The organism is Helicobacter japonicus, assembly GCF_000762845.2.
GTDB classification, from domain to species: domain Bacteria; phylum Campylobacterota; class Campylobacteria; order Campylobacterales; family Helicobacteraceae; genus Helicobacter_C; species Helicobacter_C japonicus.
The window spans coordinates 242,623-258,425 of the sequence record NZ_JRMQ02000001.1 but is presented as its reverse complement, the minus strand read 5'-3'; the positions used below and the strand labels follow the sequence as shown (position 1 = coordinate 258,425).

Genomic DNA, 15,803 nt, shown 5'->3' with positions numbered 1-15,803 from the left:
AACAAAATATGAAAGGGCTAGATTATTTGTGCCAAAAGCTTAGTGAGATGAAGGAAGAGTATGCGGGTCAATGGATTTAACAAGAGATTGTATTTCTTCATTATACATTTCTTGCGTATAGATTCTCTCACGCATTTTAAATCCAGCTTCAATGAGGGCAAACAATTCAGGCTTTGTATATTTCCACCTCTGCAATGTGCGTGTCGTAATGCGTAAGATTCTCGCCTTATCTTGTTGCGTATATTTCATCAGTTTTCCTTATTTGCTTCTATGGATTTGTAAGTTGTAATAGGCGAATTAAATACAACTTTATCTTGATTTCAAATTACGAATATATTTCATATATAAATAAATTTTTAAGAAAATATATCGTATTATTTCAATTTCAATTTTAAAACAAGGGGAAAATATGGATTCAAATATGATATTAATGAGTGTGCAAGACAAATTGCCAAAAGATTTTCTTGAGCAACAACAACTCAAAGAGAAGCTTGATAGCCTTGATGAAAAGTCGCGTGATGAGTTTATGGCTAAGATTCCTATGCTTGGATTAAAATCGCCAGCATTTGTTTTTTGGATAGCAAATTTCTGTTTTGGTTGGTTAGGCGTTGCTCGATTTATGATTGGGGATATGGTTTTAGGTGGAGTGCGATTAGCACTTGTTGTTATTTTCTTTGTTTTTTCAGTGATTGTTGCAGGTGATTCTAATTCTGTATTAGCAAGATTAGGGTCATTATGCCTATTCATTATTATGGTTTGGAACATTGTAGATTTATTCTTAGTTGGCAAAAAGTTAAGAAAGCAAAACTTAAATAAATTGCTTTCAATCTTGCCTCAATGAAAAAAGCAAGATAATCTTAATAAGATTTCTAATCAGCTTATGATGTTTGGTATATAAAAATGAAAGGAGAGAAGATGAGAAAAATTGTTACCTTGATAGGAAGTGTAGTATTGGTAGGTTTGTTGAGTGGGTGTGGAAATGATTATAAATGCGATAGCAAAGACTATGCTGAACAAGCCCTTAATATCTTATTCTTTGGAAATGCAGAGGGAAAAAATGATAAAAAAATTACATTAAAAAGTTTAGGGTTTGAGGTAGGTGAAATTACTTTAATGAAACTTGATAAAGATAAAAAATCAAGCATTTGTAAGGCAAATATTATCAATAAGAGTGCTGAAAATGCGATAGAGATATTTAAAGAAATGCGCAAAACAGGCAAATTTCCTGTTCGTGATGAGGTAGATGAGGTAACAGATGCACTTGTTACTTTGAGTCTTAGTCTTAATGCAGGGGCAGATGGAATGGTTAGTGGAATGATAGGTGGAGAACTTTTAAAAAATCTTAAAATTCCAAAGGAAGAAATGACAAGCGATACTCTTACAGGATTTTTAGGTATTGGGGCAATAGCATTAGGTTTGCACACGTATGGTTTAGCATATAGGACTTATGATAATGGCAATGGTGATTTAATGATAGAAGCCGATATTGCCAAATAAGGAGTATTTATGCGTTATTGGATTTGTGTATGTCGGGAGGAAAACTATCCTTATGAAAAAGAGATATATGGCGAGGAATGTTAATGGCGAAAATTTTGGGGAGAGAGCGAAAGGAAACATTCTGTATGCTTTGAGCTTATGAGAGAGGGCGATAAGGTGCTGTGCTACGAGGCTAAAGCACATATTTTTAAGGCAGTGCTTGAAGTAAAAGATAAATTTGAAAATAATCAAAAAATGATATTATCTTTTGAGCGCAAAGTTGGTGTGCCTTTGGATATGATTACTGATAAAAAGCATTATCATCGGATTCTTAAATATAACAACAAAGACAAATATGGTAAAGATAAATATGCTCCATTTAATGAAAGTAAAAATAATTTACTCTTTGGGACATATTTTGCTACGACAAAAGAGCAATTTGAATATATTTGTTCCTTGGCATAAAGGATACTTGTAGTTTCAGTTTCTCTTTTAATCTCTAGCTTGTTTTTTGGCGTAAAAAACTAAAAGGAGGCAATGGTAAAGGAAGCTTAAAAGCATTTGTATTGCCACTATGGATTGAAGTAAGTTCCTTGCCATTCTCTAAGCAGATTCTATCAAAACGCATCATTTTTTTGCCATTTTCTTCATAAATCTCACCAAGCTCACTTTTGCCACAGGCAACATCTGCACCAAATGGTAACACAATTTCTTTTGAATCACCTTGTGCGATTGTATGCTTACACACCGCATATAAGCCATTTTCAAGCACTTCAGCATTCACTTGATAATTGCCATCACTAATAGCGGTGAGATGATTTTGTGTGTTATTTTTTTCATAAGGGCGATGAATGAGGTAGCCGGAGGTAAATCCACGATTTTTAAGCGTATTGAGTTCATTTTCATAAAAGGCACTATTTTTTCTCCCCGCATAAAAATCATCAATCGCCGCACGATATGCTCTAGCAGTGATTCCTGCGTAATAATGCGACTTTGTGCGTCCTTCGATTTTGAGTGCATCAATGACATTAGATTCCAGAATCTCGTGGATATATGCGCTTAAATTTAAATCCTTAGAATTAAAAATATGTGTTCCTACACCTTCAGTTTCTTCAAGCCTCATCATCACACCATTATCAGGATTTTTGACATAGAGTTCTTTACCATTAAAAGGAATAAGCTCATCATTTTGCGTATTTCGGACAAAATATTCATAATCAAATCGGCAGTCATTCGCGCAGCTTCCGCGATTAGGCACACGCCCACTTTGCAAGGCAGAGATGAGACATCGTCCAGAAAAGGCAAAACACATACTGCCGTGAATAAAAACTTCAATCTCTAAATCGGGGAGTTGCTTTTTAATCTCTTTAATATCTTTGAGACTTATTTCTCGTGCTGCCACAATGCGTTTTACACCCATTTCATAGTAGCTTTGCGCGTCAAGGACATTGAGCACATTCGCTTGAGTAGAGAGGTGGATAGGAATGTGCGGGGCGATTTTTTTAGCTAGACGCACAACACCAATAGCGGCAACAATAAAAGCATCGGGATTGAGTTTTGCCATTTTTTCAATATGAGATTCTAAAAGACTAAGTTGAGAATTAAAGGGAAATCCATTAATGGTAACAAATACTTTTTTGCCCAAACTATGCGCGTATTCTACACCTTGAGCAAAGTCTTCAAAACTAAATTCTTTTCCTGCTCGTGTTCTTAATGAGAAATGACTCACCCCTCCATACACAGCATCAGCCCCATAGGCAAGGGCGATTTTAAGCTTTGTGAGATTTCCTGCGGGGGAGAGGAGCTGGACTTTATGAGATGAAAGAGACATTGTAATCGAAATCTTGCTTATTTTGCACCAAATGAGGCAATCATTGCTTCAATGTCATCTTCATTTACTACATCTTCTTTATCATCACCTGCAATAAAGACAGCCGAGCTCACACGTTTGCTATCATCAATTTTACCTTCAAAGAGAGAATTCATATATTGTGCAAGGGCACGCATTACATTAATAACGCGTTCAATTTTTTGGCGATGAATATCTTGATATTGCATAAGATCCATTGCCTGCATAGCAGCATCACTTATATCATTTGTCGCATTTATAATGTTTTTATTATGCTCTTTTGTATTTTTTGTAGATTCTAAAGCAGATTGAAAGGTTTGGATATGAGGAAAGGTCGCACAAAGCTTACCAAATAGCTCTTCTTGCTCATTGAGGTAGAGTTCAATACTTTTAGCAAGTTTAGAAATTTGATCTGCGCCATTACTCATTACTTCTAGCTGGTCAAAAATTTGTGTGCCTTTAACCTCTGTGTCTTTGGTTACTTCATCAAGCTGATGAACGATTTTATGATCTTCTGTTGGAGGAGGAGGAGGCCATTTTTTATCTGCTTCTGCACGGAAGTCATTTGGATCAACCGTTATTTTTTGGAATTCTTCATCTTCTTCGCTAGCATCTAAAGTATTATCTATCTCGCCCACATCAGGTTCCCCATTCATAAGGGAATCTAGCTCTTCTTGAGTCATTAATATTTCCTCTTTTGGCATAAAGTGAAAGAGTATTATACTCTATTCCTTTTAAGAAATTCATTAATTTTTTTTAATCTTCTATGCGGTATTTATAAAGCACAGGATTAAAGGTTTTATCAGCAAGGATTACTTGTTCTCCTATTTTGAATCTTGCTGCTTCAGTGGGGTCGTATGTGATTTTATACACTTCATTTTCACATAATATACTAATGGTAGCTATAAGATTTTCTATGTGTATATTGACAATTTCTCCCATAAGCTTGATTTTTGCATTGAGATTCTTTTGGATAAAAATGGAATCATTGCTACCATCACGGATTATTTCTCCATTTTGTAATACAAGTGTGCGGGAAGCAAGAGAGAATATTTCGCTTACATTATGACTTACAAGAAGAGTTGTGAGTTTAAAATGTTTGTGAATCTCTTTTAAAGTATTTTGCAAAGTTTTACTCATTGCATTATCAAGAGCTGAAAATGGCTCATCAAGTAGTAAAATTTGAGGACGTGAAGCGAGAGAACGAGCAAGAGCTACGCGTTGAGATTGTCCGCCAGAAAGGCGAGAGATATTACTCTTTTTTAAATGTGTCAAATCCATAAGTTCTATAAGCTCATTAGCAAAAACTTTATCTTGCCTATTTTTTAGCCCAAAGCAGATATTTTCATATACATTGAGATGAGGAAAAAGCGCGTGATTTTGGAAGACAAAGCCAATGCATCGCTTTTGTGGTGGGAGATTAATTTTTTTAGCAGAATCTAGCCATACACTATCACCTACGCGAATATAGCCATTTTCTACATTTTCAAGTCCGCTTAGAATGCGTAAAATACTTGTCTTGCCTGCCCCGCTTTTACCAAAAAGTGCTACAAATTCGCCAAATGCTAATTGTTTATCGACTTGAAGTTGAAATTCCCCCTTACTCCCAAGCAATTTTTTGCAAAAACGCAAAACAATATCACTCATATACTTCCTTTTGAGTGATAAAAGTGCTTATTGAGATAAAAAATACCCAAAAGTAGCACAAAACATAGAGCAAAAAGGCTAAAGGCATATTGATGTGCGAGGGCATAATTGAGTGATTCTACCTCATCATAAATAGCGATACTTGCTACGCGCGTTTGATTTGGGATATTGCCTCCTATCATCATTACTACGCCAAATTCCCCTATGGTATGTGCGAAGCTTGTAACACAGCCTAAGAGAAGTGCTGGTTTAATATTAGGAAGCAAGACAAAAAAAAGTGTGTAGATTCTATTTTTACCAAGTGTGTAACTTGCTTCTTTAAGTGTGGGTGAGAGGCTAGAGAGTGCGCTTTTAATGGGATTGCACATAAAAGGCAAAGAAAAAATAACACTTGCTAGAATAAGCCCCTCGAAACTAAATACAAGCTTTATGTGAAAATATTTGAGTAAAAATGCACCTAAAGCATTTGTAGGACTAAATGTAATCAAAAGATAGAATCCAAGCACAGATGGTGGTAACACAAGAGGCATCCATACAAGCACTTCTAATACAGGGCGCAAAGGATTGTGGGAAAAAGCAAGAAAGTTACCTAATACTATACCAATAGGAAGTAAGATAAGAGTTGTGAGTGTAGCAACTAAGAAAGTAAGCTGCATTGTTTCAAAAAAATCCACTAACTTTTCCTTTCAAGTAAAACAAAAAATACGTATAGGCGGATTTTATTCATAAGCTTCATATTTTTGAAAGCTATTTGTTCTTATCCGCCTTGTCATATCCATATTCTTTAAATATTTTTTGTGCAGATTCTGATGAAATAATATAGTTTGCAAAATCTTTAGCAAGTTTAGAATCTTCACCAAATGTAGGGATAATGAGTGCTTGATTGATAGGTTTATAAGTGCTTTCATCAATAAGTATGTAGGTAAGATTTGGTGTTTTATCTTTGATAACCATCGAGAGTGCGCTAAAGCCAATTTCACTAGCCCCTGTAAGCACATAGCTTGTCGCTTGCCCGATAGAATCTCCTATGCTAAGTTTGTTTTTAAGCTTTTTGTGGAGTTTTTGAGATGTCAAAAACTCCTCTGCTGCTCTGCCATAAGGCGCAAGTTTGGGATTTGGGATAGCAATATGAGTGATAGTGTCATTTTGTAGTATATCAATGTTCTGCACTTTAAATGCAGAATGAGCACTAAAAAGCACGAGCTTGCCCTTAGCGTAGTTTATGGGTTGTGAATGTGCAAGTTTATCATCATAAAGCTTTTGTGGATAGCTTACATCTGCTGCGATAAAAAGATGAGCAGGAAAACCATTTTTAATCTGCGCATACGCCTTACCTGATGAAAGATAACTAATTTGAATCTTATCTTTTTTATGCGTTTTTAAATACGCATTTTTAATATCTTCAAGCACATATTTGAGGCTTGCTGCGGCAAGGACATTAATCTCTTCAGCCACTGCACCTACGCATATAAAAGCACTTAGAATACATATATTGAGCATTTTTTTAATAAATGTCATAACACCCTCCATAGATTCAAATAGTAAAATTATATACTATATTATATAACCACAGCTAATTATGTGTTTCTATTTTTTGTATTTCATCATTTGTAAGGCTATATAATTTATAGACTAATGTGTCAATTTGAGCTTCTAAGTCGTTTGTGTTGGTTGCGGAATCTTTTGCCTTGAGATTTAGAATCTCATCGACTAAAGTGATGATTCTATCAACGATGTTTTGGTTTGCTTTGGTGATTTTTGGGATAGGGAGCTGCTTTAAATATGGAATATCATACCTTAAATAACCACTTGCTAAGTGTGTAGTTTCAAAATGATAGAGATACCAAAAACTTGCAAGTTTTGAATTTAAGATTCCAAGAATATAGCACGGATTGAGCTTTAAATCCACAATCAAAGTTGCTTTGCCCATATAAAATTTATTTACATCAAAACTTGCTTGAATTTTTTTTGTCATTCTAGCAATAACGATTTTTGGCTTATTAAAATCGCTTTGAATTGATTGTGAATAAATTTCTATTGGTATATATTCTTCTTGCCAATCAATAAAATAGCGTTTAATATCTGCTGTTTGTATTATTGGCTTATAGTCTTTTTGCTTGACTCTGTTTAATTTTGAAAAATCCTCTAGTGTAATTTTCTTTTTGCCATAGCCACTTTGTGAAGTTCCCCATTTTAATGTGCCTAGTTCTTCCAGAGCTGTATAATCATTCTTTTTAAAGTTTATCTTGTTTTTTGATATATTGATTATAAAATGTTCGTTGTCTAAATAAGACTTAATACTATGGCTATACTTAAATTCGTTATCTTGCCATACCATAACATTTGCACAATTTTGTGGCTTATTTTTGCTAAATCCCCACATCATTGTATATGTAGAAGCAGAATCAAATACTTTAATGTATGAGCAATCTACTATATAATCAATGCAGCCTTTTTCTAATAATAATTTTCTTGTTCCATATGCAAAATTCGCTTGAAGCATAGCAATAGGATTTATAAAAGCTAAAATACCATTTTGTGTTAGAACATCAATTCCTCTCTCAATAAAGTAGCAAAAAATATTAGGACGATTTGAATCTTTATTGATTGTGTAATGTTTTGTTTTATTAAGTGTATTTTTGTTTATATCTCTATAATCAATATAAGGGGGATTCCCAATCACCAAATCAAAACCTAGGAAGTCGCCATTAGAATCTAGCACTTCAGGGAATTCAAATCGCCATTCAAAAGCATCTTTATATTCCTTACCGCTTAAAGCTAAATTTAGTTTATTACGCAAAAGTGTAATTTTACCAAACGAAACGCTCGCTTCAGCTTCTTGCTTTTTAGTTAATTGTTGCACAACTTCATCATTAAAAAGATTGCTATGACCTAAACTAAGAGCGTCAAGTAAGCTTTCATTATCAAGTAAAAAATTGCCATATTGCACAATATGATTTTTTATAGCCTTATCAAGCTCCTTTTTCGTTTTTGGGTCTTTGAGTGTGAGACTAAAGGTGCGCTTGATGGATTCTATTTTGCTATATATCTCATCTTTTGAAATGTGAAATTTTGCATTTTGAGGCTCTTTATAATCCTTAACAAGATCTTTATAATCATTGATTTGTCTTGCGATATTTGGGATAGTTTTTAATGTGTCTTGCAAACTAAAGCGAGATATGAGAGAATTTCCGCATTTAATATTTATATCAATATTTGGCAAAGTTTCTAATCTATGGATTTTGCTATCGTGTGAAGTAGTATAATTCAAATAGTAGCTATGCTTGAGTAGCTCTATCCATAATCTAAGCTTGGTAATTTCACAAGAGTTTGGATTAATATCTACGCCAAAAAGATTATTTTCAATAATAGATTTTTTAAGCTCAAAAAGCTCCATTTGCACTTTGTGGGCTTCATTTTCATTATTTGGTCTTTGATATTCAATCAAATTATCAAGTCGGTCTCTTACTCTTAACTCATCATTTTCAAGTTCTATAAAAAAATAATTTTCAAAAAGCCCTAAAGTATCATAAATACTTATCATCGTGTTGAGTGCAGAGACCAAAAAATGCCCACTACCTACTGCTGGGTCGCAGATTCTTACACTTTGTAAAATATCTTTGCATTGGCTTTTGAATACTTCTTTGTTTGTTCTATCTTTGCGAATTTGCCCGTGAATTTCCTCTGCAAGTTCTTCAATATTGCGCACATTCCACTCTTTAAATTTCGCATTAAATTTTTCAACCACAACTCTATGTAAAGATTCTTCACACATATAGCTTGTAATGAAGCTTGGTGTATAAAAGCTCCCTTCTTTATAGCCATTGAGTTTTTCAAAGACAAGTCCCAAAACACTAGAATTGATTAAATCTTTTTGTGCGCTAAGCTCACTCTCGCTCTCCTGTGCTCCAAAGTCAAAGGCATCTAAGAACTTAAAAAGATAAGCAAGTAATTTGTTCTCACCTTTTAATGGCTTACAATTTTTATCTCTAAGGGAAGTTTTTTCAAAATATGCAAGAGTCAAAGTGTCATCAAGGGCTGAAATCTCGCATAAAGCCTTTTCTTTTTCATTGCGGTTAAAAAGGCTAGAGTTTAGATAAGGTAAATAGCTAAAGCCTCCATTATCCCTATCTTTTTTGGCTAAAACTTCAAAGAAAAGTGTGTTCAAAGTGCTAAAAGTAGGAATTTTATGAAAATTTAAAAATTTTAATGTCTTATTACCACCATTAAAACGCACCAAATTTGCTTCAATAAGCTTAAGAAAAAGCATACGATTAAGCCATAGAATCATTAATGAAAGTGTAGATTCAAAATCGCTTTTATGAGGCTCATCTGGGAATTTATTTTGCAAAACCTTTTGGGTGGCATAAAAAAGTGTGCCTTTATGTTCTAAGCTCTCTTGGCTCTCTTTAATGAATCTTGCACCTTGGCTTTTTTCTTTGATAGTCTTGCCTTTCTCATCTCTCTCGCAAAGCCCTAAAATATAGAGGAGTTCTTTATAAAACTTATCACTTAAAGAGTTAGCATCATTGGGGTTAAAATTTCCTAATAAAAAATCGCTGTGAAAGGCTTTAAAAAGAGGTTTTAAGGTAGTGAAATTATCATTAATAAAATTTTCATCAATATGTGCGTTAAGAATCTCTCCTTGCAAAAGGGGGCTTAAATCTAAATGTAATGCTTTGAGATGTGGGGCATAGGAATAATCGCCATTTTCTTCTCTTTCAAAAAGAGATTGTTTTTTGAAAGAGTTTTTATATTTATCTGAATCTAGAATCTTAGAGAGCTCTTGATAAAACTCTTTTGTGTTGCCTTTAAAAAGAGAATCTTTATCTGTGAAATTTGTATAAAAATGCCTTATTATTTTATTTTGGTAAAAAAGACTTTCAAACTCGCTTGAGCGAATAAAATAAAAATGATAAAAATCACATAAAATAATGAATTTAAGGCTATTGTTTCCTAATTCTCGTTCTCTAAAGTAATATAATATTGTCTCATAGAGGGCTTTACAAGAAGCATTTGCTGTATGATTATTTATGAGAGAAGGAAAATTTCCTTTGTTTTGGGCGGAATCTTTTGCTTCAAAAATTACCTCAATTTGCATTTCATTTTTTACACTTTCATTTTTACACCCAAAAATTGCTAAGTCAATAGCAGAATTTTTTGCTGCTCCCTCTTGATTTTGCTCTATTTTTGTTTCAAAATTGAGCGATTCTAAAAAAGGTTTAAGTGTTTGGGCGACAATATGCCTTTCACCTGCATCAATTGCTTGTGCCTCCCCTAAATCTTGTTTATATTTCTTCAAAGCCTTTACAAAGCCTAAAAGCTCATCCACTTTAATTTCTTTATTGTAATAAAAGGGATTGAAAAAATCTTTAGGGTTAAAGAGTGAAATGTGCATTTTTCTCCTTATAATTTGCGAAATGAGTATAAAACCTAGTTAAGCTAATGAGTTAAGAGTTTTTAAAATCTTTTAAAGCAGATTCTAAATGTGATAATTTTAAGAGAATCTCATCAAAATCTTGTGAGTTATCCAAATAATCAAAAAATATATTTTTCACCCTCTCAATTTCATTGAATGTTTCAATAGCTTTATGTCCTAGTGGTGTGAGCTTTGTGCCACCTCCACCTTTACCACCATTGTTAGATTGCACAAGTGGAGAGGGGGAAAGTTTATTCATAATATCTACGCTATCCCACGCTGCTTTATAGCTCATACGCATTTGTTTTGCAGCTTTTGATATAGAGCCAGATTCTGCTATACGTGTGAGAAGCTCAATGCGCCCTACGCCAATGTAGCTTTTATCATCTTTTTCAAACCAAAATCGTGCAAAAACATTCATATATGCTCCTTCAAAAGTTAATATAAAATTACATAAGTGCGTAATGAGCCATGCACACCAAAGACGGTTTGTAGTTCAATATCCGCAGTGCGCGAAGGTCCAGCGATAAAAATCATATTAGTCGGCAGGATACCATTTTCACTTTGAGCTTTAAGTGCGCATACGCCATCATAAAAATGTGGCACAATGGTAGATTTTTTAAGCAGCACGATACAAGTTCTTGTAATGAGTGAGGAAAGTCGCGGCGCATTTTTATGTGATGCGATACCAATAACGCCAAGATTTGCCACACCACAATTTGCGTGGATAATAGAAGTATCAATTTGAAATAATTGCGCTCTGTTTTCATCAACGCTTTTTTCATATGCAATAAATTCCATAGAATCTGTATCTTTTAAGCCGCGCAAGGATTCAATATTGCAGGTATCTTTGATATTGAGGTTATAAAGAATCTTGTGTGCTTGTGCTTCCACAAGAGCCTTATGTATATCTTGTATGAGTGCATCAGGGCTAGATTCTATCACGATAGCCTTGTTAGCATTTTGCAAGGTGATGTATTCTTGTATTTTATCGGTATTTGTGCTTTTCATTGGATTAACATAATGCGAAGATTGCGTGGCAAGAGGATTAGCTTGCAATGAAGCCTTAACATTGTCTAAAATTGCTTGCTTACTCATAGATTACTCCTTTCATATTTGATACTTTTTTGTGGAGTTTCCCATTCAATGTAGGGAAAGTGCGATAAGCCACCCAATTTTTAAGCCCAGGTATAAAACTACTAAAAATCTTTGCTAGTGGCATAAGTAGAGGTTTGCTTGGTAAGTCTAATAATTTACGCCAACTATTACCATTAGTCGCAGCCTTAGCAAACTGCCTCATCATATATTCTTCATTTTTGTCGCGCAACGAATCATCATTATTTTTAAGATTCTTGCGCCCTTGCCCTACCTTTTCACTGCGTAAATCACGAATAAGTTCTGCAAGTGGAATCTTCACAGGGCATACTTCACTACATCGCCCGCAAAGCGAGCAAAGATTCACCATATGTCCAAAATTTTTCATACCAAAGAGTTGAGGTGAAATCACTTCACCAATGGGTCCGGGATAGGTGCTAAGATATGCGTGTCCTCCGATTTTGTCATACACAGGGCAATGATTGAGACAAGTTCCACAGCGAATGCAAGAGAGTGCGCGGTAAAAATGAGAATCTTTAAGCATTGTGGAGCGATTATTATCAAGCATAATGATATGCACCTCTTTTGGTCCATCTAGCTCACCTTCTTTACGCGGGGAAGTGATGATATTGTTGTAGCAAGTAATAGGTGCGCCTGTGGCTGAAGGCACAAGAAGTGCATCAAGAATAGAGGCGTCTTCAAAACTCTCAACAATTTTTTCAATACCGCAAATAGCAATATGAATATCGCTTGCAGTAGTGCTCATACGCCCATTACCCTCATTTTCAATAAGCCAAATTGCACCTTCGTTCGCAATGGCAAAATTAACGCCACTTAGTCCCATTTTAAATTCTTGGAATTCTTTTCTCAAATGCACGCGTGCAATTTCATTGAGTTTTTCTGGTTCAGATTCTAAATTCGCACCGAGTTTTTGTTGGAATATCTCACCAATTTGGTAGCGATTTTTATGAATGGCTGGGGCGACAATATGCACTGGTGGTTCATCAATAAGCTGAATGATAAGTTCGCCTAAATCTGTTTCAATAGGATTAATGCCTTTTTGTTTTAAAAAGGCATTTAAATGCGTTTCTTCGCTCGCCATTGATTTGCCTTTTAAAATTTTATTCACTCTTTTTTCTTGCATAAGCTTATAAATGATTTCATTGACTTCTTTGCTATCAGTTGCCCAATGCACAATGAATCCGTTTTTTGTGGCATTTTGTTCAAATCTTTCAAGAAGAATGTTGAGCTGTGAGAGGGATTTTTGTTTGACTGCTTTGCCTTGCTCGCGCAAAGCTTCCCAATCTGTGTAGCGAGAGGTGATAAGATTCTTGCGATTAGTTTTGAGCGTATCCATAACGCTTTTTAAATTTTTCCTTAATTGCTTATCGTTGAGTTTGGTATGGACAATATTTGTGTGTTCTTGATGACTCATATTATGCTCCTAATCCGATTCTTTGGGCTAAAAAATCATAGAGATGTATAGGCTTGAGCGCAATATTTTGTTTTTTCATCGCGCCGCTGATATTGAGTAAGCACCCTGCGTCTGCAGAGATGACATATTCTACATTTCTTGAAAGAATATCCTCAATTTTTTGGCTTACCATTGCATTTGAAACTTCAGGTTCTTTGATGCTAAAAGTTCCACCAAAACCGCAGCATTCCTCTTCACGCTCTAGCTCGATAAGTTCCACATTTTGTAATGAACGAATAAGTGCTTTTGCACTATCTACTACTTTGGAAGTGCGTAAAGCGTGGCAATTACTATGCCAAGTAACTTTTGTCGGCATACCTTTGTCTTCATACTTAACTTTTAGAATCTTGTGGAGATACTCACCTAAATCATACACGCGACTGCTGAATTGCTTTACTCTTTCAAATTCACTTTCGCCTTCAAAAAGTGCAAGATAATCCTCTTTCATCATACCTGCACAAGAACCTGATGGCACGATAATTGGCTCATCTCCTTTAAAAAGATCTATATTATACAAGGCTATCTTACGACTTTCCTCATAATAACCTGAATTATAGCTTGGCTGTGCGCAGCAAGTTTGGTCTTTTTTAAAAACTACCTCACAACCCTCTTTTTGTAGTAATTTGATTGCATTTACACAAGTATCAGCATACGCTACACTGCCTAGACAAGTTGAGAAAAAAAATACTCGCATTTTTACTCCTTCCTTTAAATTGCCATATTTTCGATATATCCCGTAATTATAGACTTAGAGATTTAAAAATACATTAAAGGCTAAAAATTGAAATTTTTTTCTTTTCTCATAATGTTTCAAAAATGCTCATTGATAAATTCAAAAATCATAAACTTTTGCTTTACTTTTTTGAATGAGTAAAAAATATTTATAGCTTATCTCTTCTGGAATATCATTGCTTTTAATAATGTGAGATTTCTACATATTGGGGCTAAAATATAGTTACATTTTTGCTATGCCTTAAGCTTTTTTCTATATACTATCCCAGTGAGCAAATATAAAGAATTGCTTGTATTAAATTTTGAAGGAGTATGTATGGTATGGCAGCAAGTCTATGATCCATTATCAAATATATGGTTGAGTGCGCTTATTGCATTTTTGCCTATTGCTTGTTTTTTAGCTTGTCTTTTGATTTTTAAATTAAAAGGTTATCAGGCAGGTTTTATTACTGTGGTTGTGGCAACCTTAATAGCATTCTATGTTTATAATATGCCTTTTTCACTCATTGGGGAGAGCTTTGTGCAAGGCTTCGCACAAGGAATGTGGCCTATTGCTTGGATTATTATCGCGGCAATTTTCCTCTATAAACTTTCTGTGAAATCCGGCTCTTTTGAGGTGATTAAACAAAGTGTGATGTCTATCACGCCAGATCATAGAATCCAAGTGATTTTGATTGGATTTTGTTTTGGTTCATTCTTGGAAGGAGCGATTGGGTTTGGGGGACCTGTTGCCATTACAGCAGCACTCCTTGTGGGCTTAGGACTTCGTCCATTATATGCAGCTGGACTTTGTTTAATTGCAAATACCGCTCCTGTGGCATTTGGTGCAGTTGGGATTCCAATTATTGCAATGTGTAACCTTGTAGGCATCGAGCAGCACGCCGTAGCAGCTATGGTAGGTAGAATGCTTGTGCCACTTAGCTTGACTATCCCATTTTTTATTGTATTTTTAATGGACGGATTGAAGGGTGTGAAAGAAACTTTCCCGGCTATTTTGGTAGCGGCATTAAGTTTCACAGCGACACAATTTTATAGCTCAAATTACTTAGGGGCGGAATTACCAGATATTGTTTCAGCAATCGTCTCACTTGCTTGCACAACTCTCTTTTTGCGCGTTTGGCAACCTAAAAATATCTTTAGGTTAGATGATGAGAAGAATTTTTCACACACAAATACATTGAGTGTTGGACAAATCTTTAAAGCGTGGCTTCCTTTTATCTTGCTCATTACTTGTGTTATTATTTGGACTCAACCTTGGTTTAAAGCAGTATTTGAAATCAAGAAAATCTTATTTGAAAATGCAGATTTATTAAATGCCGCTGTTGCTTTACCACAAGATAGCTTCTTCTTTAGTATAAAACCCATTACAGATGAAGCAGGAGCAATCATAGGTTATCATCAAATCGGGGCATTAAACTATACACAAGTAACTATGACTTTTAACGCTCTTACTGGAACTATACTTGACCCTAATGGTAAGCCTGTAAAAGTTGATTTGACAATGAATCTTATTGCACTTCAAGCAGGAACAGCTATTTTGATAGCTGCTTTTTTGAGCATAGCATTCTTAAGGATAAAATCAAATATCGTAGAAGATGCACTTGGAGATACATTAAAAGAAATGGCTATCCCTTGTATTACAATCGGTCTTGTCGTTGCCTTTGCTTTTATTTCAAAAAATAGTGGTATGAGCACGACTTTGGGAATCGCTTTTGCAAAAACAGGCGATGCCTTTGCATTCTTTAGCCCTGTGATTGGTTGGCTTGGCGTATTTATTACAGGAAGTGATACAAGTTCAAATCTCCTCTTTGGTCCGCTTCAACAAGTTACCGCACAAGAGCTTGGTGTGAAAGAAACTTTATTCTTGGCTGCAAACTCCGTAGGTGGTGTGGTAGGTAAGATGATAAGTCCTCAAAGTATTGCTATTGCGTGTGCAGCGGTGGGCTTAGTGGGTAAAGAATCTGAACTCTTTAGATTCACTTTGAAATACTCAATCGCCTTTATCATTCTTATTGGTATTTGGACAGCAATCATTGCTATGTTTTTACCAGCCATCATACCTGCGCCAATCGCGCTTTAAGGTATAAACTTCCACCTTGTAAAATCCCACA

At 35.0% G+C, this 15,803-nt stretch carries 15 protein-coding genes; 4 read left to right on the top strand and 11 right to left on the bottom strand.

The window, feature by feature from the left end:
* Window positions 1-39: 39 nt before the first annotated feature.
* On the bottom strand, window positions 40-249 hold the full coding sequence (locus tag LS65_RS01220) for a hypothetical protein (protein ID WP_034362319.1): 210 nt from the start codon (window positions 247-249) through the stop codon (window positions 40-42).
* A gap of 160 nt (window positions 250-409) precedes the next feature.
* Here LS65_RS01220 and LS65_RS01215 point away from each other — a divergent pair, with 160 nt between their 5' ends.
* From LS65_RS01215 to LS65_RS01205, 3 genes are all read left to right on the top strand, one after another.
* A complete protein-coding gene (locus LS65_RS01215) occupies window positions 410-841 on the top strand; it encodes a hypothetical protein (RefSeq protein ID WP_034362320.1) in 432 nt (143 codons plus the stop codon).
* Window positions 842-915: 74 nt separating this feature from the next.
* A complete protein-coding gene (locus tag LS65_RS01210) occupies window positions 916-1,497 on the top strand; it encodes a hypothetical protein (RefSeq protein ID WP_034362323.1) in 582 nt (193 codons plus the stop codon).
* 156 nt (window positions 1,498-1,653) lie between these two features.
* The gene (locus LS65_RS01205; RefSeq protein WP_138129731.1) at window positions 1,654-1,941 is read left to right on the top strand and encodes a hypothetical protein; all 288 of its coding nucleotides are present in this window, start codon (window positions 1,654-1,656) and stop codon (window positions 1,939-1,941) included.
* A 34-nt stretch (window positions 1,942-1,975) separates the two neighbouring features.
* Here LS65_RS01205 and LS65_RS01200 read toward each other — a convergent pair whose 3' ends face one another.
* The 10 genes from LS65_RS01200 to LS65_RS01155 form a co-directional block, all read right to left on the bottom strand.
* Window positions 1,976-3,307 carry a peptidase U32 family protein gene (locus tag LS65_RS01200; RefSeq protein WP_034362329.1) on the bottom strand — a complete coding sequence of 444 codons (1,332 nt, stop codon included), beginning with the start codon at window positions 3,305-3,307 and terminating at the stop codon, window positions 1,976-1,978.
* Window positions 3,308-3,324: 17 nt separating this feature from the next.
* Window positions 3,325-4,008: a hypothetical protein gene (locus tag LS65_RS01195; RefSeq protein WP_034362332.1), complete on the bottom strand. Its 684-nt coding sequence runs from the start codon at window positions 4,006-4,008 to the stop codon at window positions 3,325-3,327.
* A 73-nt stretch (window positions 4,009-4,081) separates the two neighbouring features.
* Window positions 4,082-4,972 carry an ATP-binding cassette domain-containing protein gene (locus LS65_RS01190; RefSeq protein ID WP_034362335.1) on the bottom strand — a complete coding sequence of 297 codons (891 nt, stop codon included), beginning with the start codon at window positions 4,970-4,972 and terminating at the stop codon, window positions 4,082-4,084.
* Window positions 4,969-5,628: a molybdate ABC transporter permease subunit gene (gene modB / locus LS65_RS01185; RefSeq protein WP_084707966.1), complete on the bottom strand. Its 660-nt coding sequence runs from the start codon at window positions 5,626-5,628 to the stop codon at window positions 4,969-4,971. The genes LS65_RS01190 and modB overlap by 4 nt, the downstream gene beginning before the upstream one ends.
* 91 nt (window positions 5,629-5,719) lie before the next feature.
* Window positions 5,720-6,490: a molybdate ABC transporter substrate-binding protein gene (modA, locus tag LS65_RS01180; RefSeq protein WP_052061101.1), complete on the bottom strand. Its 771-nt coding sequence runs from the start codon at window positions 6,488-6,490 to the stop codon at window positions 5,720-5,722.
* A 55-nt stretch (window positions 6,491-6,545) separates the two neighbouring features.
* Window positions 6,546-10,370, bottom strand: coding sequence for a type IIG restriction enzyme/methyltransferase (locus LS65_RS01175; RefSeq protein WP_034362340.1), 3,825 nt, complete (start codon window positions 10,368-10,370; stop codon window positions 6,546-6,548).
* Between the two features lie 52 nt (window positions 10,371-10,422).
* Window positions 10,423-10,812 (bottom strand): winged helix-turn-helix domain-containing protein, encoded by a 390-nt coding sequence (locus LS65_RS01170; protein WP_034362343.1) that lies wholly within the window; start codon window positions 10,810-10,812, stop codon window positions 10,423-10,425.
* A gap of 17 nt (window positions 10,813-10,829) precedes the next feature.
* Window positions 10,830-11,489, bottom strand: a complete 660-nt coding sequence (locus LS65_RS01165) for a LutC/YkgG family protein (RefSeq protein WP_034362346.1) — start codon at window positions 11,487-11,489, stop codon at window positions 10,830-10,832.
* Entirely contained in the window at window positions 11,482-12,921 is a 1,440-nt protein-coding gene (locus LS65_RS01160) for a LutB/LldF family L-lactate oxidation iron-sulfur protein (protein ID WP_034362349.1), read from the bottom strand. The genes LS65_RS01165 and LS65_RS01160 overlap by 8 nt, the downstream gene beginning before the upstream one ends.
* A 1-nt stretch (window position 12,922) precedes the next feature.
* Complete coding sequence (locus LS65_RS01155) at window positions 12,923-13,654, bottom strand: (Fe-S)-binding protein (RefSeq protein WP_034362351.1); 732 nt, start codon at window positions 13,652-13,654, stop codon at window positions 12,923-12,925.
* 354 nt (window positions 13,655-14,008) lie between these two features.
* Between LS65_RS01155 and LS65_RS01150 the strand changes: the two genes are divergently transcribed.
* On the top strand, window positions 14,009-15,772 hold the full coding sequence (locus LS65_RS01150) for an L-lactate permease (RefSeq protein ID WP_034362352.1): 1,764 nt from the start codon (window positions 14,009-14,011) through the stop codon (window positions 15,770-15,772).
* Window positions 15,773-15,803 lie beyond the last annotated feature (31 nt).

Coding starts and splice junctions, on each gene's coding strand:
- LS65_RS01155 (WP_034362351.1), bottom strand. CDS start 13,654: ATGCGAGTATTTTTTTTCTCAACTTGTCTAGGCAGTGTAGCGTATGCT.
- LS65_RS01160 (WP_034362349.1), bottom strand. CDS start 12,921: ATGAGTCATCAAGAACACACAAATATTGTCCATACCAAACTCAACGAT.
- LS65_RS01175 (WP_034362340.1), bottom strand. CDS start 10,370: ATGCACATTTCACTCTTTAACCCTAAAGATTTTTTCAATCCCTTTTAT.
- LS65_RS01200 (WP_034362329.1), bottom strand. CDS start 3,307: ATGTCTCTTTCATCTCATAAAGTCCAGCTCCTCTCCCCCGCAGGAAAT.
- modB (WP_084707966.1), bottom strand. CDS start 5,628: ATGCAGCTTACTTTCTTAGTTGCTACACTCACAACTCTTATCTTACTT.
- LS65_RS01220 (WP_034362319.1), bottom strand. CDS start 249: ATGAAATATACGCAACAAGATAAGGCGAGAATCTTACGCATTACGACA.
- modA (WP_052061101.1), bottom strand. CDS start 6,490: ATGACATTTATTAAAAAAATGCTCAATATATGTATTCTAAGTGCTTTT.
- LS65_RS01210 (WP_034362323.1), top strand. CDS start 916: ATGAGAAAAATTGTTACCTTGATAGGAAGTGTAGTATTGGTAGGTTTG.
- LS65_RS01170 (WP_034362343.1), bottom strand. CDS start 10,812: ATGAATGTTTTTGCACGATTTTGGTTTGAAAAAGATGATAAAAGCTAC.
- LS65_RS01215 (WP_034362320.1), top strand. CDS start 410: ATGGATTCAAATATGATATTAATGAGTGTGCAAGACAAATTGCCAAAA.
- LS65_RS01190 (WP_034362335.1), bottom strand. CDS start 4,972: ATGAGTGATATTGTTTTGCGTTTTTGCAAAAAATTGCTTGGGAGTAAG.
- LS65_RS01150 (WP_034362352.1), top strand. CDS start 14,009: ATGGTATGGCAGCAAGTCTATGATCCATTATCAAATATATGGTTGAGT.
- LS65_RS01165 (WP_034362346.1), bottom strand. CDS start 11,489: ATGAGTAAGCAAGCAATTTTAGACAATGTTAAGGCTTCATTGCAAGCT.
- LS65_RS01195 (WP_034362332.1), bottom strand. CDS start 4,008: ATGACTCAAGAAGAGCTAGATTCCCTTATGAATGGGGAACCTGATGTG.